This is a genomic window from Ruegeria sp. CG11, from assembly GCF_056537245.1.
This window is the reverse complement of record NZ_JBQFRE010000011.1, coordinates 24,111-45,315: the sequence shown is the minus strand read 5'-3', so window position 1 is coordinate 45,315 and position 21,205 is coordinate 24,111. Positions and strand designations below refer to the sequence as shown.

Here is a 21,205-nt window from a genome sequence, read left to right as displayed (position 1 = left end):
CCCTTGGCACCTACGGGGGCCTATCACATAGCAGGGAAACCCCCTGCACTTGCTAAACGGAAGACAGAAAGCATGGCACTCAAGTCGTACAAGCCGACGACGCCGGGCCAGCGCGGGCTGGTGCTGATCGACCGTTCGGAGCTTTGGAAAGGACGTCCGGTCAAGTCTCTCACTGAGGGTTTGACCAAGTCGGGCGGCCGGAACAACACCGGACGGATCACTTCACGCCGCCGCGGCGGTGGCGCAAAGCGTCTCTACCGGATCGTTGACTTCAAACGGAACAAATTTGATGTCGCGGCAACCGTCGAGCGGATCGAATATGACCCGAACCGGACCGCATTCATCGCACTGGTAAAATACGAAGACGGCGAGCAGGCATATATCCTGGCTCCGCAGCGTCTGGCTGTTGGTGACAAAGTCATCGCGTCGGCAAAAGCTGACATCAAGCCGGGCAACGCAATGCCGTTCTCGGGCATGCCCATTGGTACCATCGTCCATAACATCGAGATGAAGCCTGGCAAAGGCGGTCAGATCGCACGTGCGGCCGGTACTTACGCTCAGTTCGTTGGTCGCGATGGCGGCTACGCTCAGATCCGTCTGAGCTCGGGCGAGCTGCGCATGGTCCGTCAGGAATGCATGGCCACCGTTGGTGCCGTGTCCAACCCCGACAACTCGAACCAGAACCTCGGTAAAGCCGGTCGTATGCGCCACAAAGGCGTGCGTCCGTCGGTTCGTGGTGTTGCAATGAACCCGATCGATCACCCGCACGGTGGTGGTGAAGGTCGTACCTCGGGTGGCCGTACGCCGGTTACGCCGTGGGGTAAGGACACCAAGGGTAAGCGTACCCGCAACAAGAACAAAGCGTCCCAGAAGCTGATCATCCGCTCGCGGCACGCCAAGAAGAAGGGACGTTAATCTTATGTCTCGCTCTGTTTGGAAGGGTCCTTTCGTCGATGCTTACGTGCTGAAAAAAGCCGAAGCAGCGCGCGAGTCGGGCCGCAACGAAGTCATCAAAATCTGGTCGCGTCGTTCCACCATTCTGCCCCAGTTCGTGGGTCTGACCTTTGGTGTGTACAACGGCCAGAAGCATATCCCCGTAAACGTCTCGGAAGACATGATCGGTCAGAAGTTCGGTGAATACTCGCCGACCCGTACCTATTATGGCCACGCCGCAGACAAAAAAGCGAAGCGGAAGTAAGTCATGGGCAAGGAAAAGAACCCCCGCCGCGTGGCTGAAAACGAAGCAATGGCGAAAACCCGTATGCTTCGCACCAGCCCGCAGAAACTGAACCTGGTTGCGCAAATGATCCGCGGCAAGAAAGTCGAGAAGGCTCTGACCGACCTGACTTTCTCGAACAAGCGTGTCGCGCAGGACGTCAAGAAGTGCCTGCAGTCCGCAATCGCGAATGCCGAAAACAACCACAACCTGGACGTTGACGAGCTGATCGTCGCCGAAGCATGGGTTGGCAAGAACCTGGTCATGAAGCGCGGTCGTCCGCGTGCCCGTGGCCGTTTCGGCAAGATCATGAAGCCGTTCTCGGAGATCACCATCAAGGTGCGTCAAGTTGAGGAGCAAGCCTAATGGGTCATAAAGTAAATCCGATCGGCATGCGCCTGCAGGTCAACCGCACCTGGGACAGCCGCTGGTACGCCGACACCAAGGACTACGGTGATCTTCTGCTGGAAGACCTCAAGATCCGTGAGTTCATCAACAAAGAGTGCAAGCAGGCCGGTGTTGCCCGTGTGATCATCGAACGTCCGCACAAGAAGTGCCGCGTCACGATCCACACCGCACGTCCCGGTGTCATCATCGGCAAGAAAGGTGCAGACATCGAAGTTCTGCGCAAAAAGCTTGCTCGTATGACCGACAGCGAACTGCACCTGAACATCGTCGAAGTGCGCAAGCCCGAGCTTGATGCGCAGCTGGTTGCCGAGTCCATCGCTCAGCAGCTGGAGCGCCGCGTCTCGTTCCGCCGCGCGATGAAGCGGTCGGTTCAGAACGCCATGCGTATGGGCGCCCTGGGTATCCGGGTGAACGTCGCGGGTCGTCTGGGCGGCGCCGAAATCGCACGGACCGAGTGGTACCGCGAAGGCCGCGTGCCTCTGCACACCCTGCGTGCCGACATCGATTACGCACATGCCGAAGCGATGACCCCCTACGGGATCATCGGGATCAAGGTCTGGATCTTCAAAGGTGAGATCATGGAGCACGATCCGCAGGCACGTGACCGTAAAGCACAGGAACTCCAGGACGGCCCTGCACCTCGTGGTGCTGGTGGCGGTCGTCGCTAAGGAGGGAAAGATATGCTTCAACCAAAGCGTACTAAATTCCGCAAGATGCACAAAGGCCGGATCAAGGGCGAAGCCAAGGGCGGCTCTGATCTGAACTTTGGCACCTACGGCCTGAAAGCTCTTGAGCCTGAGCGTGTAACTGCACGCCAGATCGAAGCTGCACGTCGTGCCATGACGCGTCACATGAAGCGTCAGGGTCGTGTCTGGATCCGCATCTTCCCCGACACTCCGGTCACGGCTAAGCCGATCGAAGTTCGTATGGGTAAAGGTAAAGGTTCGGTCGACCGCTGGGCATGCAAAGTCAAGCCTGGCCGCGTGATGTTCGAGATCGACGGCGTCAATGACGACATCGCCCGCGAGGCCCTGCGCCTGGCCGCGATGAAGCTGCCGATCAAGACTCGCGTCGTGGTTCGCGAAGACTGGTAAGCGATTGGGGTACGCCCCGTTCGTGACAAGATTTACCCCCGTCGGGAAACCGGCGGGGGTTTTCTTTTGGTTCGACGGCTTGTGAAGCTGCAGGTCGTGAGAAATGTCGACCTCCCCTCCACCATGCCCGTAGGCTATCTTGCAGGAATGGGAGGGTACTATGGTTCAGCTACGCAAAAAGATGTTCGTCAAAGAAGTCATAACCACCGACCAGTTAGGCCAACCTTGTGATCCGGTCAGTAGGGTCGCTGCGCTGGCGGTGCTACAAAATCCTCTGGCCGGGCGGTTCTCGGATGATCTTTCAGAGTTGTTTGAGATCGGTGCTGTTCTGGGCCCGGAACTTGCAGCTGGGGCGATTTCGCAACTGGACGGAACACCGGTCTCTTATGGGAAGGCGGCGATTGTCGGCGTGAACGGCGATCTTGAGCAGGGTGGGGCGATTATCCATCCTAAACTTGGCGCTCCGATGCGTACCGCCGCTGGCGGCGGTGAGGCTGTAATCCCTTCGAATGCCAAGCTGGGTGGACCGGGCTGTGCAATTGATCTGCCGCTTGGGCATAAGGACAATCCGTGGTCGTTCGACCATTTCGATACGATGACGCTGAGCATTCCCGATGCACCGAAACCAGATGAAATCGTTTTGTGTCTGGCCTATTCCGATGGCGGTCGACCGATACCGCGCTGTGGCAAAGGGCCCTTAAAGACGTAACCGATCAACATTGGCTGGTCTTGTCCAAGGGGCTGGGGTATGCCCGCCCCATGGCACAGATTGAATCACTCTTCGTTACCCGTCTTTATCGCGCAGCTTTGTCCGAGTTTGATCCCAAGATCGACCAGGAAGAGCTGGAAAGTTCCTGCCTGGTCATCGCTGAAGATGATGAGGCCGGGCAGGAATGGTGTGAAGAGAACGGCTATCCCGGCTACACCAGCTATGCTTCGCTGACCGATCTGCCCTGGCGCTTCCCGATCTTTGCCGATCTGGTCACGGCGTTGGATCAGCACGTGGCGGCTTTTGCCAAAGATCTTGAGTTCGATCTGGGCGAGGGCGAGTTGAAGCTCGAAGATCTGTGGATCAACATCCTGCCCGAGGGCGGAATGCACTCCAGCCACCTGCACCCACACAGCGTGATCTCGGGCACGACCTACGTGGCGATGCCCGAAGGGGCCAGCGCGCTGAAACTGGAAGACCCACGCTCAGGCCGGATGATGGCGGCGCCGACGCGCCTGAAAGGCGGGCGGCGAGATTTGCAGCCGTTCATCTACATGAAGCCACAGGTGGGCGACGTTCTGCTGTGGGAAAGCTGGCTGCGCCACGAGGTGCCGATGAACATGGCCGAGGATGAGCGGATTTCGGTGAGCTTTAACTATAAGTGGGAGTGAGCGGTTTGTTGAGCAACAGTTGAGATTATCATGTGAACACATTATTTATGTGATTGAACGATAAGTGCGATCCTCAATATTAGCGAAGGGAGTAAGCCATGTATGATGCACGTCAGATTGCAAATTGGTTTATTCGTCGCGCTCGGCAAGACGGACGCGTCTTGTCCATTATGTCGTTGCTAAAGCTCACCTATATTGCGCATGGTTGGTATTTGGAGATGAACAAGTCTCCGCTTTATCGCAATAAAATAGAGGCCTGGCAAAGAGGCCCTGTTGTTCCGGACCTATACCGTTCGTTTCGAGGGCAAGGCGTTCACGTAAATGATATGATACCAGGATACTCTGCGGACCTGAGAGACTATGATCAAGGATTCCTCGATCAAATTTACAAAATCTATGGTCATTTGGATCCGTTTACACTTTCAGATCTGACGCATGAGCCGGGCGGACCTTGGGAAACTGCTTCCAAACGCTATGGAAACTATGCCCCCATGTTTGATGATGATATTCGACGCCACTATGAAGCGAAAAGGACCGCAGCAGCTGAATGAGCGGACTGTCTCCAATACCCCCCGCGCCAAACTCTGTTAGTCAGGACGACCTAAAGCAACTTCGAGAGAAGTTGTACGAGCTTGAGGAACGCGTTTCTTCAGGTGAGATGAATTTGGAGGACCGCCTTCGCACTCTCCAAATCAATGAAACGGCGCAAAGAATTCAGATTCGTCAGCTGGTTTTAATAATTGGAGTATTCGTGCTGCTGTTTATGGCTTACATCGCCGTTCACGGCATGTACAAGGTGATGTTTGGCCCACTCCTGACTGTTCCAAGCGCATATGCGATTGCGCTGATTGTGGCACCACTGGCGTCGATTACGACGATTTCCGTGGCTTTGTTGGTTGGGGCTTTCAGGCGCTTTAAGCAAAGTGACGCTGATGCAATTCCTGGGCTTGCCGCGGAAATGGCGAAAACAGGCTTGGGCGCAAATTAGCAGGATGCTCTGAACGCGCAAAATCTTGACCGCTTCTTGCATCCACTAGAAACGCCAAACTTCCTCTTGCCACCCACCCCCTAAACCCTTATACGGCGGCATCCTGCAAGTCCCCCGGCCGAGTCGGGGGATTCGCATGTCTATCATTCATCCACCAGGTCCAAGGTGACCCTGTCAGGGGGCCTTCTGGTGTTTTGAGCAAAGGAAAAAGGCGATGAACGCCCAAGAACTGCGTGACAAGACCCCGGACCAGCTCCGCGAGGAACTGGCCAACCTGAAGAAAGAAAGCTTTAACCTGCGCTTTCAACAGGCCACCGGTCAGCTGGAAAACACTGCCGGCATCAAAGCGGCCCGCCGCAACGCTGCCCGCGTCAAAACCATTCTGAACGAAAAGGCCGCTGCTGCGGCATCCGAGGAGTAATCAGATGCCCAAGCGTATCCTGTCCGGCACCGTAACAAGCGACGCAAACGAACAGACCGTAACCGTTCTGGTCGAGCGCCGTTTCAAACACCCGCTGCTGCACAAAACCGTTCGTAAGTCCAAGAAATACCGGGCTCACGACGAAAAGAACGCCTTCAAGGTCGGCGACTCTGTACGCATCATCGAATGCGCGCCGAAATCGAAGACGAAACGTTGGGAAGTTCTGGAAGCGTAAGTTTCCGGGATTTTCCCATTTGTCGAAACCCTGGGGGATCTAACCAGACCAGCCCCCACAGGTCGGGAGAAACCACATGATCCAGATGCAGACCAATCTGGATGTCGCTGACAACTCCGGCGCACGCCGAGTTCAGTGCATCAAGGTCCTGGGTGGTTCCAAGCGTAAATACGCCTCCGTCGGCGACATCATTGTCGTCTCGGTGAAGGAAGCCATCCCGCGCGGCCGCGTAAAGAAAGGTGACGTCCGCAAGGCCGTCGTCGTACGCACCGCCAAGGAAGTCCGTCGCGAAGACGGCACCGCGATCCGCTTCGATCGCAACGCCGCCGTCATCCTGAACAACAACAACGAGCCCGTAGGTACCCGTATCTTTGGCCCCGTTGTTCGTGAACTGCGCGGCAAGAACTTCATGAAAATCATCTCGCTGGCTCCGGAGGTGCTGTAATCATGGCTGCTAAACTCCGCAAAGGCGACAAGGTCGTCGTGCTGGCCGGCAAGGACAAGGGCAAAGAGGGAACTATCACCTCGGTTGACCCGAAAGCCGGTAAAGCTGTTGTCGATGGCATCAACATCGCCATCCGCCACACCCGTCAGTCGCAAACCTCGCAAGGTGGTCGCCTGCCTCAGGCAAACCCGATCGAGCTGTCGAACCTGGCACTGCTGGACAAAAACGGCAAAGCAACCCGCGTTGGCTTCCGCATGGAAGGTGACAAGAAGGTTCGTTTCGCCAAGACCACAGGGGACGTGATCGATGCTTGATTCCGCAACCTACACCCCGCGTCTGAAAGCTCAGTACGTTGAAACCATCCGTGCCGCTCTGAAAGAAGAGTTCGGCTACAAGAACGACATGCAGCTGCCCAAGCTGGAAAAAATCGTTCTGAACATCGGTTGTGGTGCTGAGGCGGTCAAAGACTCGAAGAAAGCGAAAGCTGCTGTCGAAGATCTGACTGCAATTGCTGGTCAACAGGCCGTTGCAACCAAGGCGAAGAAGTCGATCGCGGGTTTCCGCGTCCGTGAAGACATGCCGCTGGGCGCGAAAGTGACCCTGCGCGGTGATCGGATGTACGAATTCCTGGATCGTCTGATCACCATCGCGATGCCGCGCGTTCGTGACTTCCGCGGTGTTAAGCCGTCTTTCGATGGTCAGGGCAACTTTGCCATGGGCATGAAAGAGCACATCGTGTTCCCGGAAATCGACTTCGACAAAGTCGATGAGGTCTGGGGCATGGACATCGTAATTGCCACCACAGCGAAAACCGACGCTGAAGCAAAGGCACTGTTGAAAGCGTTCAACATGCCGTTCAACGCGTAAGCGCCGGAAGGATTGAGACATGGCTAAAAAAGCAATGATCGAACGCGAGAAGAAGCGCGAACGCCTGGTGGCCAAATATGCCGCAAAGCGTGCCGAGCTGAAAGAAATCGCGAATGACGAGAGCCGCCCGATGGAAGAGCGTTTCAAAGCGCGTCTGAAACTGGCGAAACTGCCGCGCAACAGCTCGGCTACCCGTCTGCACAACCGTTGTCAGCTGACCGGTCGTCCCCACGCTTACTACCGTAAGCTGAAGGTCAGCCGTATCGCGCTGCGCGAGCTGGGTTCTGCTGGTCAGATCCCCGGCATGGTGAAATCGAGCTGGTAAGGGAGACATAGATATGAACGATCCTATCGGCGATATGCTCACCCGTATCCGCAACGCGCAAATGCGCGGCAAGTCCACCGTTTCCACCCCGGCTTCCAAGCTGCGCGGTTGGGTTCTGGACGTGCTGGCGGACGAAGGCTACATCCGTGGCTATGAAAAGACGACCGGTGAAAACGGTCATCCGGCCATCGAAATCAGCCTGAAATACTACGAAGGCACCCCTGTCATTCGCGAACTGAAGCGGGTTTCCAAGCCCGGTCGCCGCGTCTACATGGGCGTCAATGACATCCCGCAGGTCCGTCAGGGTCTGGGCGTGTCGATTGTCAGCACTCCGAAAGGTGTGATGTCGGACGCAAACGCTCGCTCCAACAATGTTGGCGGCGAAGTGCTCTGCACCGTCTTCTAAGGAGGTCTGCAATGTCTCGTATTGGTAAAAAACCGGTCGAGCTGCCCAGCGGCGTTTCCGCCTCTGTGTCGGGTCAGACCATCGAAGTCAAAGGTCCGAAAGGCACCCGCAGCTTCACCGCAACTGACGATGTAACCCTGTCGGTCGAAGACAACGTGGTCAAAATTGATCCGCGTGGAACGTCCAAGCGTGCACGTCAGCAGTGGGGCATGAGCCGCACCATGGTTGCCAATCTGGTGACCGGTGTGACCGAAGGCTTCAAGAAAGAGCTGGAAATCCAGGGTGTGGGTTACCGGGCTCAGATGCAGGGCAACACCCTGAAGCTGAACCTGGGCTATAGCCACGACGTTGATTTCACTGCTCCGGAAGGTGTCACCATCACCGCGCCGAAGCAGACCGAGATCGTTGTGGAAGGTATCGACCAGCAGCAGGTGGGCGAAGTTGCGGCCAAAATCCGCGAATGGCGCCGTCCCGAGCCTTACAAAGGCAAGGGCATCCGCTACAAGGGCGAGTTCATCTTCCGCAAGGAAGGCAAGAAGAAGTAAGGACGCAAACAATGGCAAACAGCAAAAGAACCCTGTTTCTGAAGCGCCGCCTGCGCGTTCGGAACAAACTTCGCAAAGTCAACGCGGGCCGTGTACGCCTGTCGGTTCACCGTTCGAACAAGAACATCAGCGTTCAGCTGATCGACGACGTTCGTGGCGTGACCCTGGCTTCGGCCTCGACCCTGGAAAAAGATCTGGGTGTTGTTGGCAAGAACAACGTCGAAGCGGCCACCAAAGTGGGCGCGGCCATCGCCGAGCGTGCCAAGAAGGCAGGCGTCGAAGAGGCCTATTTCGATCGTGGTGGCTTCCTGTTCCACGGCAAAGTGAAGGCTGTCGCCGACGCTGCGCGTGAAGGTGGTCTGAAGATCTAAGACCTGCGGGCAGCTTCGCGGCTGCCCCGATGATCCGGGGGCCCTGGCGACAGTCGGGGCTCACTTGGATTGAAGAAAACGGCGCCGTATGCGCCACATGAGAAAAGGGATGCCAAATGGCAGAACGTGAAAACCGTCGGGGCCGTGGCCGCGACCGTGAAGAAGCACCGGAATTTGCAGATCGTCTGGTCGCAATCAACCGCGTGTCGAAAACCGTAAAAGGTGGTAAGCGCTTTGGCTTCGCCGCTCTGGTGGTTGTCGGCGATCAGAAAGGCCGCGTCGGCTTTGGCAAAGGTAAAGCGAAAGAAGTACCTGAAGCCATCCGTAAGGCAACAGAACAAGCCAAGCGTCAGATGATCCGCGTGCAGCTGCGCGAAGGTCGTACCCTGCACCACGACATCGAGGGCCGTCACGGCGCCGGTAAAGTGGTTATGCGCACCGCACCTGAAGGTACTGGTATCATCGCCGGTGGTCCGATGCGTGCCGTGTTCGAAATGCTGGGCGTGAAGGACGTTGTGTCCAAGTCGCTGGGCTCGCAGAACCCGTACAACATGATCCGCGCCACCATCAACGGCCTGCAGAAAGAGCAGAGCCCGCGTTCGGTTGCCGCACGTCGTGGTAAAAAAGTTGCCGACATCCTGCCCAAGCGGGACGAAGCACCGGCTGCTGAAGCCGAAGCGTAAGGAGAGCGACCCATGGCAAAAACCATCGTCGTCAAGCAGATCGGTTCCCCGATCCGCCGCCCCGCCGAACAGCGCGCAACCCTGATCGGCCTGGGCCTGAACAAGATGCACCGTACCCGTGAGCTGGAGGACACTCCTTCGGTTCGCGGCATGATCAACAAGATCCCGCATCTGGTAGAGATCGTCGAAGAGCGCGGCTAAGCGCATCTTCCAACGAACAAAGAAACGCCTCCGAATACTCGGGGGCGTTTTCTTTTTTGTAGCGTTTGTCTGCTTTGAGCCCTAATTGACCTTCTACAGCCGCTCCTGTTTTGCACACGCGGCAAATTCACAGAAGAAATGGCCGCATCATTGAATGTCTGAAACCATAAGATATGGATTGTTATTTGAGTCGTTGCTCATAGTCATACAGACCAATTAGATAAGCCACCCTCGCCTCATAGGTATCAAAGGTGTCAATCTCATCATCGCCAATGAAATATAGGAGCCTGAGAAACAAAGTGTCCGCAACTGTCGCGTATTTATAGTTGTAAGCGAGATTGAGCGCACTGGGGGTGACTCCTTCAAACGGCAACAATCCGGCACCTACAAGTAGCTGTTTATTAAAACAGTCGTCTATGTGCTCGGGTGTTAAGTAGGCGTAGAACTTGTGGTGCGCATTTCGAGTAGGAGCCAGCATCCGGCAATGTGTGCCTTTGAAGAGCCGCGCAAGTTTGTCATCTGACGTCGGTTCAGAATCCAATCCCCGACTAACTTTTTCGTAATACTCAACCGTTGTTTGGTCTCCCAATCGTCGAGCTTCAGACAACAAGAAGTCTGTGTTTCCAAAAATAATGACCAGGTCTGCTTCACTTAAGTCACGTGTGCTTTTGGATGAGATATTTGCTCGACGGATCACGTCATAAAAAGCAGCGCCGGCAGCAAAAATGAATCTTAGTGCGTGCTGATCGTTTTCCTTGAGAACACCCCATGACAACCTCTTATCTTTCCACCAAAACGGTCTGGGTTCGCAGTCGGTACATCCAAGTGACGCTTCAATAAAGTCTTCGGCCAGTATGTGGTCTTCTACGAGCGGAGAGAAGTCAATTGGTTCGCTTTTGGCGTTTCTAAACCCATCAACGAGTTTGCCAGTCTCGTCGAATTCATAGTATTCTCTCATGAACTCATAGAGCTTTTGGTGAGACAAATTATCTGATCCAAGATCCGGAAGTTGAACACTTTGAGAATGCGCGGGCAATGAGTTCGAAAGGCAAATAAGAGCAACAATCAAGATGTGGCGACACCCGTCGATAGTAAGTCTATTCATAAAACGATCCGATTTACTTCTGGCGCAGCATGACAAACAAGTTCTTCTAACTAACTGAGACGTATGTCCAGTAGATCGCTCCAAATATTGAGTGTTACGCTTCTCGGCATCAAGTTTTTCGCCGCGCGAAGTAGAGAGTGGTGTGTATGCAGCGAATGTCTGTAAAGTCCGCAAAGCGGACCTAAGTCGTAAGTAGTGCCGAATGGCCAGATTGCTGGGCCATTCCCGAAACGCATACCGGCCAGACCGAAACTTCGGTTGTTAGCGATATCTGCGACGCCTATCTGAACGCTGTCCCAAACAGGAACAGAACAGAAATCATCGGGGAATGCGCCCCGGTCAGGAAAGGAATTCAGATATGGCTTACACAGCAACAACCACTCATGGCGGCATCAACCTGTTCGCACGCATCGCAGAGTTCGCCGCAAAGGTGAAAGAGGCATACACCCTGCGCGCCGAGTACAATCGCACCTATTCGGAACTGCAGGGGCTGACCGATCGCGAACTGAATGACATCGGCGTGCGCCGTTGCGATATCAAGGATATCGCTCAGGAACACGTTTACTGCTCGTAATTGCAAGCCTACCACCACTCACACAGAGGCGCCGTTTGGCGCCTCTTTTGGTTTCAGGGGCCATCGCGCCACAGCCAAGAGATTTTTGGGTCCAAGCATTGCGGCAGCGCCGTTAATACGTCAAATGCGGATTAGGCGGCTGTTTGAGGCCGGTAAAATTGTGTGGAAAGACATATTTATGGCGCGCGAATATCAGATCGGAATGCTGTGGGTCGACGGACCGCTGAGCTTTCTTGAGCAGTTATGCATCAAGTCCTATCTGGATGCCGGGCAACATGTGCGTCTTTACACCTATGGGACTGTCACAGGGATCCCCGACGGCGTGGAACAGCGCGATGCACGCGAGGTTCTGCCCGATTCCGAGTTTATCACCCATGGCAGAACCGGAAGCCCCGCGCCGCATTCGGACAAGTTCCGATACCGGATGCTGGCGCAGGAACCTGACCTGATCTGGGCAGATACGGATGCCTATTGCCTCAAGCCGTTCACAACCGAAAACGGCCATTATTACGGCTATCTCCAAGGCGATGTGGCCATCGGCGTGCTTGCCCTGCCTCGGGACAGCGAAACGCTGGGCAAGCTGATCGAATTCACCAATGATCCGTACCTCATCCCGCCTTGGCTGCCCCCTCGTCATCGCAGGCCGCTGGAAGAGGCGCAGCAGAACGGAGAGCCGGTGAACGTGCCCGAAACGCTTTGGGGCGTTTGGGGGCCGAGTGCATTCACCTGGGCGTTGCGACAAACGGGTGAGATAAAATACGCACTGCCCGAGCATGTGTTCTACCCGCTCAATTATACGCGTCGGCGGGCGCTGGCCCGGCCGGGGGCCAAAATCGACCATTTCTTCAAGGACGATACGGTTTCCATCCACCTGTACGGTCGACGGATGCGGGCGATCATGCGGAACAAGTATGACGGCAAACCCGACCCTGACAGTTTGGTCGGCAGGCTCGTCGAGAAACACGGCATCGATCCGCTTGCAGCGCCCATTATCAAACATGATGAGGATGAAGCCGAGGTACCGCAGGTCGACGGCTGACCTTGCACCGATCCACGGGCTTGCCAAGCGGGGGTAACGGGCCTATACGCCTCCGGTGGGTTTCTGCCCATGAGAATCAAAACCAAGAAATGCCGTGTTTGGCCCATCACGCTTCGGGGGTCACATCCGGCTTAGGAGAAGCGAAATGAAACTGAACGAATTGCGCGACAATCCCGGCGCCAGCCCGAAACGCACCCGCGTTGGCCGTGGTCCCGGTTCCGGCAAAGGTAAAATGGGTGGCCGTGGTATCAAAGGCCAGAAATCCCGTTCGGGTGTGGCCATCAATGGCTACGAAGGCGGCCAGATGCCCCTGTACCAGCGCCTGCCCAAGCGTGGCTTCAACAAGCCGAACCGCAAGGAATTCGCCGTCATCAACCTGGGCCTGATCCAGAAATTCGTCGACGCCGGCAAGCTGGACGCCAAAGCTGCGATCACCGAGGACGCACTGGTTGCATCCGGCCTGGTGCGTCGCAAGCTGGACGGTATCCGCGTTCTGGCCAAAGGCGAAATCAGCGCCAAAGTGAACCTGGAAGTAACCGGTGCTTCGAAAGCTGCTGTTGAGGCAGTTGAAAAAGCGGGCGGTTCACTGACGGTCACAAAAGCCGCTGCGGCAGAGTAAGCGCTTGTGAGCGGGCGCAGACCCGCTTACATAGACCTCAGAGTTTTCCAAGACGCCGTCCGAGCCGGAAAACGGTTCCGGGCGGCGTTTTCATAAGAGAGACCGATTTATGGTATCAGCAGCAGAACAAATGGCGGCCAACACAAGCTGGGCTGCCCTTGGCAAAGCCACCGATCTGCGCAACCGCATCCTGTTCACGCTGGGTTTGTTGATCGTTTATCGTCTGGGCACCTTTATTCCGGTGCCGGGGATCGACGGTCAGGCTCTGCGCGAGTTCATGGAACAGGCGGGGCAGGGCATCGGCGGCATGGTTTCGATGTTCACCGGTGGGGCGCTTGGGCGGATGGGTATCTTTGCCCTCGGCATCATGCCCTATATCTCGGCCTCGATCATCGTGCAGCTGCTGACATCGATGGTTCCCGCGCTCGAACAGCTCAAGAAAGAGGGCGAGCAGGGCCGCAAGAAGATCAACCAATACACCCGTTTTGGCACTGTGGCGCTGGCCACCGTTCAGGCCTATGGTCTGGCCGTTTCGCTGGAATCGGGCGATCTGGCGACCGATCCGGGCATGTTCTTCCGTCTGTCGACCATGATCACTCTGGTTGGTGGCACCATGTTCCTGATGTGGTTGGGTGAACAGATCACCGCACGCGGCATCGGCAACGGCATCTCTCTGATCATCTTCGTCGGCATCATCGCCGAGGTTCCGGCCGCTCTGGCGCAGTTCTTTGCCTCAGGCCGCTCGGGAGCGATCAGCCCCGCCGTGATCGTTGGTGTGATCGTGATGGTGATCGCAGTGATTACCTTTGTGGTGTTCATGGAGCGCGCCCTGCGCAAGATCCATATCCAGTATCCACGCCGTCAAGCCGGTATGAAGATCTATGAGGGCGGCTCGAGCCACCTGCCGGTCAAAGTGAACCCGGCGGGCGTGATCCCGGCGATCTTTGCAAGCTCGCTGCTGCTACTGCCGGTGACGATCTCGACTTTCTCGTCGGGCGCGACCAGCGGACCGATCATGTCGTGGCTGCTGGCCAACTTTGGTCCCGGACAGCCGCTGTATCTGCTGTTCTTCGCGGCCATGATCGTGTTCTTTGCCTATTTCTACACGTTCAACGTGTCGTTCAAGCCGGACGATGTTGCGGACAACCTGAAAAAGCAAAACGGTTTTGTGCCGGGTATCCGTCCGGGCAAGAAAACCGCCGAGTATCTGGAATACGTGGTCAACCGCGTGCTGGTTCTGGGTTCGGCCTATCTGGCGGCGGTTTGTCTGTTGCCTGAAATTCTGCGGAACCAGTTCGCCATCCCGTTCTACTTCGGCGGCACCTCGGTTCTGATTATCGTCTCTGTGACCATGGACACGATCCAACAGGTTCAGAGCCACCTGCTGGCGCATCAATACGAAGGGCTGATCGAAAAGTCCCAGCTGCGCGGCAAAGGTAAGAAACGCAGCAGGAAGGGACCCGCTCGTCGATGAACATCATTCTTCTTGGGCCCCCGGGGGCCGGTAAAGGGACGCAGGCGCGTCACCTGGTCGAAACTCGGGGCATGGTTCAGTTGAGCACCGGCGACATGCTTCGCGAGGCCAAGACCTCGGGCACCGAGATGGGCCAGAAGGTTGCTGCGATCATGGACGCGGGCAAGCTGGTTACCGATGAGATCGTGATCGGCCTGATCGAAGAAAAGCTGACCACGGAAACTGGTGCCGGCTTCATCTTTGACGGTTTCCCGCGGACGCTGGCACAAGCTGATGCGCTGGCCGCGTTGTTGGCCAAGCTGGGTCAGTCGCTGCACACCGTGATCGAAATGCGTGTGGATGACGAAGCGCTGGTTCAGCGGATCACCGCACGTTCGACCTGCGGCGGCTGCGGTGAGGTCTATAACGACATTACCAAGCCGATCCCGGCCGATGGCAAATGCACCAACTGCGGCAAGGAAAATGACTTCCAGCGTCGCGCGGATGACAACGAAGACAGCCTGCGCACACGCCTGATGGAATACTACAAAAAGACCTCGCCGCTGATTGGGTATTACTACGCCAAAGGCGATCTGCGTCCGGTCAATGGCTTGGCCGAGATCAAGGAAGTCACCGCCTCGATCGAGGCGATTCTGGGCTGACTTCAGGTTGGGGCTTGACGGCCCCACCAAAACCCCATATCGACCCCCATCCCCTTGGGGAATCAAGACCGCAGGCGGGATTCGTCCCAACTGCCCCGACCACCTCGAATAATGCTGAACCCTCTGGCGACACTGCCACGGTTAGGCGTTGTGAAAAAAGGTTCTGGAGTTACGGAACCGCAACGAAAAGGAAAGTGACACGTGGCACGTATTGCCGGCGTAAACATCCCGACTGCAAAGCGGGTACCTATCGCCCTCACATATATCACCGGTATCGGCAACACCTCGGCCAAAGCGATCTGCGAAGCCGTGGGCATTGAAGCGACCCGTCGCGTCAACGAACTGTCCGACGCCGAAGTTCTGGCCATCCGCGAACATATCGACGCCAACTACACCGTCGAAGGTGACCTGCGTCGTGAAGTTCAGATGAACGTCAAGCGCCTGATGGACCTGGGCTGCTATCGCGGTCTGCGTCACCGCCGCAACCTGCCGGTTCGCGGTCAGCGCACCCACACCAACGCTCGTACCCGCAAAGGCCCCGCAAAGGCCATCGCTGGTAAGAAGAAATAAGGGAGGGTCTGACTGATGGCACGTGATAAGACTCGCGTTAAGCGCAAAGAGCGTAAGAACATCGCATCGGGCGTCGCCCATGTGAACTCGACCTTCAACAACACCAAGATCCTGATCTCGGACGTACAGGGCAACGCCATCTCGTGGTCGTCTGCCGGTACCATGGGCTTCAAAGGATCGCGGAAATCGACACCCTACGCCGCTCAGATGGCTGCAGAAGACGCAGGCAAGAAGGCGCAGGAACATGGCGTCAAGACGCTGGAAGTCGAAGTTCAGGGCCCCGGTTCGGGTCGTGAATCGGCTCTGCGCGCGCTGGCTGCAGTGGGCTTCAACATCACGTCGATCCGCGACGTGACTCCGATCGCTCACAACGGCTGCCGCCCGCCGAAGCGTCGCCGCGTCTAAGCGATTTTGAATTGAGCTGGGGCTGTGTTTTCGCACGGCCCCAGCACGTCATTTTGAACCTCGGGCGTCTGCACCTTGTTGGTCATGGGGCGCGGACAGGAATGGAGGGATTACATGATCCATAAGAATTGGGCAGAATTGATCAAGCCGACCCAGCTGGAAGGCAAGCCGGGCAACGATCCCGCACGTCAGGCGACCCTGGTTGCCGAACCGCTGGAACGTGGCTTTGGTCTGACTCTGGGCAACGCCCTGCGCCGCGTTCTGATGAGCTCGCTGCAAGGTGCGGCCATCACCAGCGTCCAGATCGACAACGTCCTGCACGAGTTCTCCTCGGTTGCGGGCGTGCGTGAAGACGTCACCGACATCATCCTGAACCTCAAGCAGGTTGCCCTGCGCATGGAAGTCGAAGGCCCCAAGCGCCTGTCGATCAATGCCAAAGGCCCCGCAGTTGTCACTGCTGGTGACATCAGCGAAAGCGCTGGCATCGAGGTTCTGAACCGCGATCACGTCATCTGCCACCTGGACGATGGCGCCGACCTGTTCATGGAACTGACCGTCAACACCGGTAAGGGCTATGTTTCGGCTGAGAAGAACAAGCCGGAAGACGCACCCATCGGTCTGATCCCGATCGACGCGATCTATTCGCCGGTCAAAAAGGTTGCCTATGATGTTCAGCCGACCCGTGAAGGTCAGGTTCTGGACTATGACAAGCTGACCCTGAAGATCGAAACCGACGGTTCGATCACGCCGGAAGACGCGCTGGCCTTTGCCGCACGTATCCTGCAGGACCAGCTGTCGATCTTCGTCAACTTCGACGAGCCGGAATCGGCTGGCCGCCAGGACGAAGACGATGGTCTGGAGTTCAACCCGCTGCTGCTGAAGAAAGTGGACGAGCTGGAACTGTCGGTCCGTTCGGCAAACTGCCTGAAGAACGACAACATCGTTTACATCGGCGATCTGATCCAGAAAACCGAAGCCGAGATGCTGCGTACACCGAACTTCGGCCGCAAGTCGCTGAACGAGATCAAGGAAGTGCTGTCCGGTATGGGTCTGCACCTTGGCATGGATGTCGAGGATTGGCCGCCCGACAACATCGAAGATCTGGCGAAGAAATTCGAAGACGCGTTCTAAGCGCGTCTTCACCAATGCCCGGGCTGCCGGGGACCATATGGGCACTTCCGCCCCAAGGAGAGCCGGTGACACGCATCGCCGGCCAGACAAAGCAAAACGCGAAAGAAGGAACTAGAAAATGCGTCACGCACGTGGTTATCGCCGCCTGAACCGTACTCATGAGCACCGCAAGGCGCTGTTTGCGAACATGGCTGGCTCGCTCATCGAACATGAGCAAATCAAGACAACTCTGCCCAAGGCAAAAGAACTGCGCCCGATCATCGAAAAGCTGGTCACTCTGGGAAAGCGCGGCGATCTGCACGCCCGCCGTCAGGCCGCAGCACAGCTGAAAGAAGACAAAGACGTCGCAAAGCTGTTCGAAGTTCTGGGCCCCCGCTACGCCGAGCGTCAGGGTGGTTACGTCCGCATCCTGAAAGCGGGCTTCCGCTATGGCGACATGGCACCGATGGCGATCATCGAATTCGTTGATCGTGACGTCGACGCCAAAGGCGCGGCTGATAAAGCCCGCGTTGCCGCCGAAGAGGCTGCAGACGAAGAATAAATGATCAGCGATATCTGATCAGGGACCCCCGCTCGGATGAGCGGGGGTTTTTCTTTGCCGACTGTTCAATGTATGGGACGGAAACGATCCAATGAAGCCGCCGGAGATCCCATTGACCATCCGCATGTCCGTTTTTGATGTTCAGGGCCTTGCCTTCGGCATCGTCATGACAAGCTTGAGCGTCGTATTTCTGAAAGCCGCCGGTCTGGTGACGGGGCAAACCGCAGGAATTGCGCTGCTGCTGTCTTATGTCTTGCCGCTTGGGTTCGGTCCGCTGTTTTTTCTGATCGGAATTCCGTTTCTGGTTTTGGCATGGGTCAAACGCGGGCCGGTATTTGCAATTCGTACAATTGTCGTTGTGGTGGGGATTTCGGTTTTGTCCCAACTTCTAAGCGAAATCGTGTTGTTCAACCGGCTGGACCCGCTGGTCGCTGCGGTTCTGGGCGGAGCCTGCAGCGGAATGGGGTTGATCGCCATCTTCCGACACAACGCTTCGGCTGGCGGGATGACCATTCTCGGAATTATTCTGGAACATAAAACCGGGTTCAAAGCAGGGTGGTTTCAGTTGTCTGTTGACGCCATGGTCTTCCTCGCCTCGGCCTTTGTGCTCAGCCCCGCGCAATTGTTCTATTCGTTTCTTGGCGCCGTGATCACCAATATGGCAATTGTCTGGAATTTCGACGTCGCCCAGAGCCGAACAGGGCGCCCCGGGTATGGGCGGCCTGCAAACGAATAGCGATCTTGCAAACGGTGTTGCTTGCGGACATATCAATCCTTGAACGTATAAGAGGGTCTCATGTTCCGCACGCTTTTGCTTTGTCTGCCGCTTGCACTCTTGAACGCACCGGTGATGGCCCAAACGAAAGTACCGCAATCGCAGGCCGAGATTTCGATCGGCTTTGCGCCCGTGGTCAAGCAGGCTTCTCCGGCGGTTGTAAACATCTATGCCAAGATCGTGCAGCAGGGGCGGGCGAACCCGTTTTTCTCGGACCCGTTCTTTCAGGATTTTTTTGGTCGTGGGTTCGGAGAGCCCCGCCCGCGGGTGCAGAATTCACTGGGGTCGGGCGTGATCCTGTCGGAAGATGGGTACGTGGTGTCGAACTATCACGTGGTCGGGACGGCCACGGAAATCCGGGTGGTGACCACGGACCGGCGCGAGTTTTCGGCGCAGGTGGTTCTGGGCGACAAGGAAAGTGATATCGCCATCCTGCGGCTGGAAGAGGCCGAGGACCTGCCATACCTGCAGATGCGCGACTCGGACCATGTCGAGGTGGGCGAGCTGGCGCTGGCCATCGGCAACCCGTTTGGCGTGGGGCAGACGGTGTCGTCGGGCATCATCTCGGGGTTGGCGCGAACCGGGGCGGCCACGGGCAACGCGCGGGGTTATTTCATTCAGACCGATGCGGCGATCAACCCGGGCAATTCCGGCGGGGCGCTGATTGATGTGAATGGCGACCTGATCGGGATCAACACCGCGATCCTGACCCGCTCGGGCGGCTCAAACGGCATCGGCTTTGCGATTCCCGCCAACTTGGTGGCCGAATTTCTGCGCCAGGCGCAGGGCGGCAATGACAGTTTCGTCAGTCCCTGGGCCGGAATGGCAGGCCAGCACATGAGCGCGGATATCGCCGAATCTCTGGGTCTGGTGATCCCGCTGGGCGTGGTAATTTCCGACCTGCACCCTCTGAGCCCCTTGGCCGAGGCCGGTCTGCGCGTGGGCGATGTGGTCACCCATGTGGATGGGGATGAGGTGAATTCGCCCGCCGAGATGAAATTCCGTATGGCGGTCGCAGGTGTGGGCGGCACGTCCATGGTCACGCGGCTGCGGGGGGAAGAGCGCGCCGAGGTGGAAATCGCGCTGATCAAGGCCCCCGATACCCCAGCGGCCGAAAAAACCACGCTGGACGACCAAACCGTAATGCCGGGTCTGACGGTCTCGCGGGTCAATCCGGCGGTGATCGCCAAGATGGGGCTCGTGCTGTCTCAGACCGGAGTAGTCGTGGTGGATGCAGGCCCCTATGGTGGCCGGTCGGGGCTGCGCCCGGGTGATGTGGTCGACAGCATCAATGGCATACGGATTGAAACCCCCGACGACATGGTGGAGGCGCTGACCGATCCGGGTCGCCGGATCAATCTGGATGTTCTCAGGGGGGGGCGTTCGGTCTCTCTCCGGTTCCGGTTGTAACGTGAGTGATCTGTTCGATACAGGGGCCGCCCAGCCCGCACCGCCTGCGCACCGCCCGCTGGCCGATCGGCTGCGGCCGCTGACTCTGGCCGAGGTGATCGGGCAGGAACAGGTGTTGGGCCCGGATGCGCCGCTTGGGGTCATGCTGGCCTCGGGCAGCCTGTCCAGTCTGGTGTTCTGGGGGCCTCCGGGCGTCGGCAAAACGACCATCGCGCGGCTTCTGGCGCAGGAAACCGATCTGCACTTCGTTCAGATCAGCGCGATTTTCACCGGTGTGCCAGACCTGAAAAAGGTGTTCGAGGCTGCGAAAATCCGTCGCCAGAATGGGCAGGGTACGCTGTTATTCGTGGACGAGATTCACCGTTTCAACAAAGCTCAACAGGACGGGTTCCTGCCGCATATGGAAGACGGGACCATTCTGCTGGTAGGGGCGACAACCGAGAATCCGTCGTTCGAGCTGAACGCCGCTGTGCTAAGCCGGGCGCAGGTGCTGGTGCTGGAGCGTCTCAGCCTTGTCGATCTGGAACGCCTGACCCAAAGGGCCGAGAAGGAGCTGGATCGCGCGCTGCCTCTGACCGGCCCGGCGCGCGAGGCGTTGCAAGAGATGGCCGACGGCGATGGCCGGGCGCTGTTGAACCTGATCGAACAGATTGCGGCGTGGAAAGTTGATGCACCGCTGGACCCCGATGCGCTGTCGACACGGCTTATGCGCAGGGCGGCGAAATACGACAAGTCGGGCGATGAGCACTACAACCTGATCTCGGCCCTACATAAATCAGTGCGCGGGTCTGATCCGGACGCAGCGCTTTACTGGTTTGCGCGGATGCTGACGGGGGGCGAGGACCCGCGCTATCTGGCGCGGCGGATTACGCGGATGGCGGTCGAAGATATCGGTCTGGCCGACCCGCAGGCGCAGGCGATTTGCCTGCAATCCTGGCAGACCTATGAACGGCTGGGCAGCCCCGAGGGTGAACTGGCTCTGGCGCAGGCGTTGGTCTATCTGGCGCTGGCGCCGAAATCGAACGGGGCTTATGTTGGGTACAAAGCGGCTATGCGGCTGGCCAAGCAATCGGGCAGCGAACCGCCGCCCAAACATATCCTGAACGCGCCGACCTCGTTGATGAAGGATCAGGGCTATGGAGCGGGCTATGCTTATGATCACGATGCCGAAGACGGGTTTTCGGGGCAGAACTACTTTCCGGACGGGATGGAGCGGCCCGAGCTGTATCAGCCGGTTGAGCGCGGTTTCGAGCGGGAACTGAAAAAGCGGCTGGATTACTTCGCGAAACTGCGGACGCAGCGGAGCAGGCCCTAGCGCTGGCTTGACTCTTGCGGT

33 protein-coding genes are annotated in these 21,205 nt (G+C 57.4%); 32 read left to right on the top strand and 1 reads right to left on the bottom strand.

The annotated features are described in order from the left end of the window. The first annotated feature begins 72 nt into the window (after nucleotides 1–72). From rplB to rpmD, 20 genes are all read left to right on the top strand, one after another. Nucleotides 73–915: a 50S ribosomal protein L2 gene (gene rplB, locus ACR0KW_RS18220; RefSeq protein ID WP_170356688.1), complete on the top strand. Its 843-nt coding sequence runs from the start codon at nucleotides 73–75 to the stop codon at nucleotides 913–915. Nucleotides 916–919: 4 nt separating this feature from the next. Beyond that, nucleotides 920–1,198, top strand: a complete 279-nt coding sequence (rpsS, locus tag ACR0KW_RS18215) for a 30S ribosomal protein S19 (protein ID WP_005980699.1) — start codon at nucleotides 920–922, stop codon at nucleotides 1,196–1,198. A 3-nt stretch (nucleotides 1,199–1,201) separates the two neighbouring features. After that, the gene (gene rplV / locus ACR0KW_RS18210; protein ID WP_039538267.1) at nucleotides 1,202–1,582 is read left to right on the top strand and encodes a 50S ribosomal protein L22; all 381 of its coding nucleotides are present in this window, start codon (nucleotides 1,202–1,204) and stop codon (nucleotides 1,580–1,582) included. Continuing rightward, nucleotides 1,582–2,292: a 30S ribosomal protein S3 gene (gene rpsC, locus ACR0KW_RS18205; protein ID WP_008758042.1), complete on the top strand. Its 711-nt coding sequence runs from the start codon at nucleotides 1,582–1,584 to the stop codon at nucleotides 2,290–2,292. Before rplV ends, rpsC begins: the two co-directional genes overlap by 1 nt. A 12-nt stretch (nucleotides 2,293–2,304) precedes the next feature. Further along, nucleotides 2,305–2,718 (top strand): 50S ribosomal protein L16, encoded by a 414-nt coding sequence (gene rplP / locus ACR0KW_RS18200; protein ID WP_085823145.1) that lies wholly within the window; start codon nucleotides 2,305–2,307, stop codon nucleotides 2,716–2,718. Nucleotides 2,719–2,878: 160 nt separating this feature from the next. Beyond that, nucleotides 2,879–3,427 carry an amino acid synthesis family protein gene (locus ACR0KW_RS18195; RefSeq protein WP_480806261.1) on the top strand — a complete coding sequence of 183 codons (549 nt, stop codon included), beginning with the start codon at nucleotides 2,879–2,881 and terminating at the stop codon, nucleotides 3,425–3,427. Nucleotides 3,428–3,477: 50 nt separating this feature from the next. Further along, the gene (locus tag ACR0KW_RS18190) at nucleotides 3,478–4,098 is read left to right on the top strand and encodes a 2OG-Fe(II) oxygenase family protein (protein WP_480806260.1); all 621 of its coding nucleotides are present in this window, start codon (nucleotides 3,478–3,480) and stop codon (nucleotides 4,096–4,098) included. 98 nt (nucleotides 4,099–4,196) lie between these two features. Then, a complete protein-coding gene (locus ACR0KW_RS18185; RefSeq protein WP_480806259.1) occupies nucleotides 4,197–4,649 on the top strand; it encodes a Panacea domain-containing protein in 453 nt (150 codons plus the stop codon). Continuing rightward, a complete protein-coding gene (locus ACR0KW_RS18180; RefSeq protein WP_480806258.1) occupies nucleotides 4,646–5,086 on the top strand; it encodes a hypothetical protein in 441 nt (146 codons plus the stop codon). The genes ACR0KW_RS18185 and ACR0KW_RS18180 overlap by 4 nt, the downstream gene beginning before the upstream one ends. A 214-nt stretch (nucleotides 5,087–5,300) precedes the next feature. Next, on the top strand, nucleotides 5,301–5,507 hold the full coding sequence (gene rpmC / locus ACR0KW_RS18175) for a 50S ribosomal protein L29 (protein WP_010437082.1): 207 nt from the start codon (nucleotides 5,301–5,303) through the stop codon (nucleotides 5,505–5,507). A 4-nt stretch (nucleotides 5,508–5,511) separates the two neighbouring features. Beyond that, a complete protein-coding gene (gene rpsQ / locus ACR0KW_RS18170; RefSeq protein WP_170328773.1) occupies nucleotides 5,512–5,742 on the top strand; it encodes a 30S ribosomal protein S17 in 231 nt (76 codons plus the stop codon). Between the two features lie 76 nt (nucleotides 5,743–5,818). Continuing rightward, nucleotides 5,819–6,187, top strand: coding sequence for a 50S ribosomal protein L14 (gene rplN, locus ACR0KW_RS18165; protein WP_008757934.1), 369 nt, complete (start codon nucleotides 5,819–5,821; stop codon nucleotides 6,185–6,187). 2 nt (nucleotides 6,188–6,189) lie between these two features. Then, a complete protein-coding gene (gene rplX / locus ACR0KW_RS18160) occupies nucleotides 6,190–6,501 on the top strand; it encodes a 50S ribosomal protein L24 (RefSeq protein ID WP_010437096.1) in 312 nt (103 codons plus the stop codon). Further along, complete coding sequence (gene rplE / locus ACR0KW_RS18155; protein ID WP_170328771.1) at nucleotides 6,494–7,054, top strand: 50S ribosomal protein L5; 561 nt, start codon at nucleotides 6,494–6,496, stop codon at nucleotides 7,052–7,054. The genes rplX and rplE overlap by 8 nt, the downstream gene beginning before the upstream one ends. A gap of 19 nt (nucleotides 7,055–7,073) precedes the next feature. After that, nucleotides 7,074–7,379 (top strand): 30S ribosomal protein S14, encoded by a 306-nt coding sequence (gene rpsN / locus ACR0KW_RS18150; protein ID WP_068340744.1) that lies wholly within the window; start codon nucleotides 7,074–7,076, stop codon nucleotides 7,377–7,379. A 13-nt stretch (nucleotides 7,380–7,392) separates the two neighbouring features. After that, on the top strand, nucleotides 7,393–7,785 hold the full coding sequence (rpsH, locus tag ACR0KW_RS18145; RefSeq protein ID WP_068340741.1) for a 30S ribosomal protein S8: 393 nt from the start codon (nucleotides 7,393–7,395) through the stop codon (nucleotides 7,783–7,785). Between the two features lie 11 nt (nucleotides 7,786–7,796). Beyond that, the gene (rplF, locus tag ACR0KW_RS18140; protein WP_170328770.1) at nucleotides 7,797–8,330 is read left to right on the top strand and encodes a 50S ribosomal protein L6; all 534 of its coding nucleotides are present in this window, start codon (nucleotides 7,797–7,799) and stop codon (nucleotides 8,328–8,330) included. An 11-nt stretch (nucleotides 8,331–8,341) separates the two neighbouring features. After that, complete coding sequence (gene rplR, locus ACR0KW_RS18135; protein ID WP_039523386.1) at nucleotides 8,342–8,701, top strand: 50S ribosomal protein L18; 360 nt, start codon at nucleotides 8,342–8,344, stop codon at nucleotides 8,699–8,701. Between the two features lie 116 nt (nucleotides 8,702–8,817). Continuing rightward, a complete protein-coding gene (gene rpsE / locus ACR0KW_RS18130; protein WP_170328768.1) occupies nucleotides 8,818–9,384 on the top strand; it encodes a 30S ribosomal protein S5 in 567 nt (188 codons plus the stop codon). 12 nt (nucleotides 9,385–9,396) lie between these two features. Next, the gene (gene rpmD / locus ACR0KW_RS18125) at nucleotides 9,397–9,585 is read left to right on the top strand and encodes a 50S ribosomal protein L30 (RefSeq protein WP_170328767.1); all 189 of its coding nucleotides are present in this window, start codon (nucleotides 9,397–9,399) and stop codon (nucleotides 9,583–9,585) included. A gap of 181 nt (nucleotides 9,586–9,766) precedes the next feature. On the opposite strand, the gene ACR0KW_RS18120 is transcribed toward rpmD, so the two are convergent. Beyond that, nucleotides 9,767–10,690: a hypothetical protein gene (locus ACR0KW_RS18120; RefSeq protein WP_480806257.1), complete on the bottom strand. Its 924-nt coding sequence runs from the start codon at nucleotides 10,688–10,690 to the stop codon at nucleotides 9,767–9,769. 358 nt (nucleotides 10,691–11,048) lie between these two features. Between ACR0KW_RS18120 and ACR0KW_RS18115 the strand changes: the two genes are divergently transcribed. The 12 genes from ACR0KW_RS18115 to ACR0KW_RS18060 all read left to right on the top strand — a co-directional run bounded on the left by ACR0KW_RS18115 (nucleotide 11,049) and on the right by ACR0KW_RS18060 (nucleotide 21,184). Beyond that, the gene (locus ACR0KW_RS18115) at nucleotides 11,049–11,264 is read left to right on the top strand and encodes a DUF1127 domain-containing protein (protein ID WP_480806256.1); all 216 of its coding nucleotides are present in this window, start codon (nucleotides 11,049–11,051) and stop codon (nucleotides 11,262–11,264) included. A 178-nt stretch (nucleotides 11,265–11,442) separates the two neighbouring features. Beyond that, a complete protein-coding gene (locus ACR0KW_RS18110; RefSeq protein ID WP_480806255.1) occupies nucleotides 11,443–12,303 on the top strand; it encodes a hypothetical protein in 861 nt (286 codons plus the stop codon). A 145-nt stretch (nucleotides 12,304–12,448) separates the two neighbouring features. Further along, nucleotides 12,449–12,922, top strand: a complete 474-nt coding sequence (rplO, locus tag ACR0KW_RS18105; protein ID WP_170328765.1) for a 50S ribosomal protein L15 — start codon at nucleotides 12,449–12,451, stop codon at nucleotides 12,920–12,922. A 109-nt stretch (nucleotides 12,923–13,031) separates the two neighbouring features. Next, nucleotides 13,032–14,396: a preprotein translocase subunit SecY gene (gene secY / locus ACR0KW_RS18100; RefSeq protein ID WP_480806254.1), complete on the top strand. Its 1,365-nt coding sequence runs from the start codon at nucleotides 13,032–13,034 to the stop codon at nucleotides 14,394–14,396. Further along, on the top strand, nucleotides 14,393–15,037 hold the full coding sequence (locus ACR0KW_RS18095) for an adenylate kinase (protein WP_170328763.1): 645 nt from the start codon (nucleotides 14,393–14,395) through the stop codon (nucleotides 15,035–15,037). Before secY ends, ACR0KW_RS18095 begins: the two co-directional genes overlap by 4 nt. Nucleotides 15,038–15,238: 201 nt before the next feature. Next, nucleotides 15,239–15,607, top strand: coding sequence for a 30S ribosomal protein S13 (gene rpsM, locus ACR0KW_RS18090; RefSeq protein ID WP_170328762.1), 369 nt, complete (start codon nucleotides 15,239–15,241; stop codon nucleotides 15,605–15,607). A gap of 15 nt (nucleotides 15,608–15,622) precedes the next feature. Continuing rightward, entirely contained in the window at nucleotides 15,623–16,012 is a 390-nt protein-coding gene (gene rpsK / locus ACR0KW_RS18085) for a 30S ribosomal protein S11 (RefSeq protein WP_008757289.1), read from the top strand. Between the two features lie 114 nt (nucleotides 16,013–16,126). Beyond that, nucleotides 16,127–17,143: a DNA-directed RNA polymerase subunit alpha gene (locus ACR0KW_RS18080; protein ID WP_058276312.1), complete on the top strand. Its 1,017-nt coding sequence runs from the start codon at nucleotides 16,127–16,129 to the stop codon at nucleotides 17,141–17,143. Between the two features lie 118 nt (nucleotides 17,144–17,261). After that, on the top strand, nucleotides 17,262–17,684 hold the full coding sequence (rplQ, locus tag ACR0KW_RS18075; protein ID WP_039538314.1) for a 50S ribosomal protein L17: 423 nt from the start codon (nucleotides 17,262–17,264) through the stop codon (nucleotides 17,682–17,684). A gap of 91 nt (nucleotides 17,685–17,775) precedes the next feature. Further along, nucleotides 17,776–18,420, top strand: a complete 645-nt coding sequence (locus tag ACR0KW_RS18070) for a YitT family protein (RefSeq protein ID WP_480806253.1) — start codon at nucleotides 17,776–17,778, stop codon at nucleotides 18,418–18,420. A gap of 60 nt (nucleotides 18,421–18,480) precedes the next feature. Next, nucleotides 18,481–19,869, top strand: coding sequence for a trypsin-like peptidase domain-containing protein (locus tag ACR0KW_RS18065; RefSeq protein ID WP_480806252.1), 1,389 nt, complete (start codon nucleotides 18,481–18,483; stop codon nucleotides 19,867–19,869). Nucleotide 19,870: 1 nt separating this feature from the next. After that, nucleotides 19,871–21,184: a replication-associated recombination protein A gene (locus ACR0KW_RS18060; RefSeq protein WP_480806251.1), complete on the top strand. Its 1,314-nt coding sequence runs from the start codon at nucleotides 19,871–19,873 to the stop codon at nucleotides 21,182–21,184. Nucleotides 21,185–21,205: the final 21 nt, after the last annotated feature.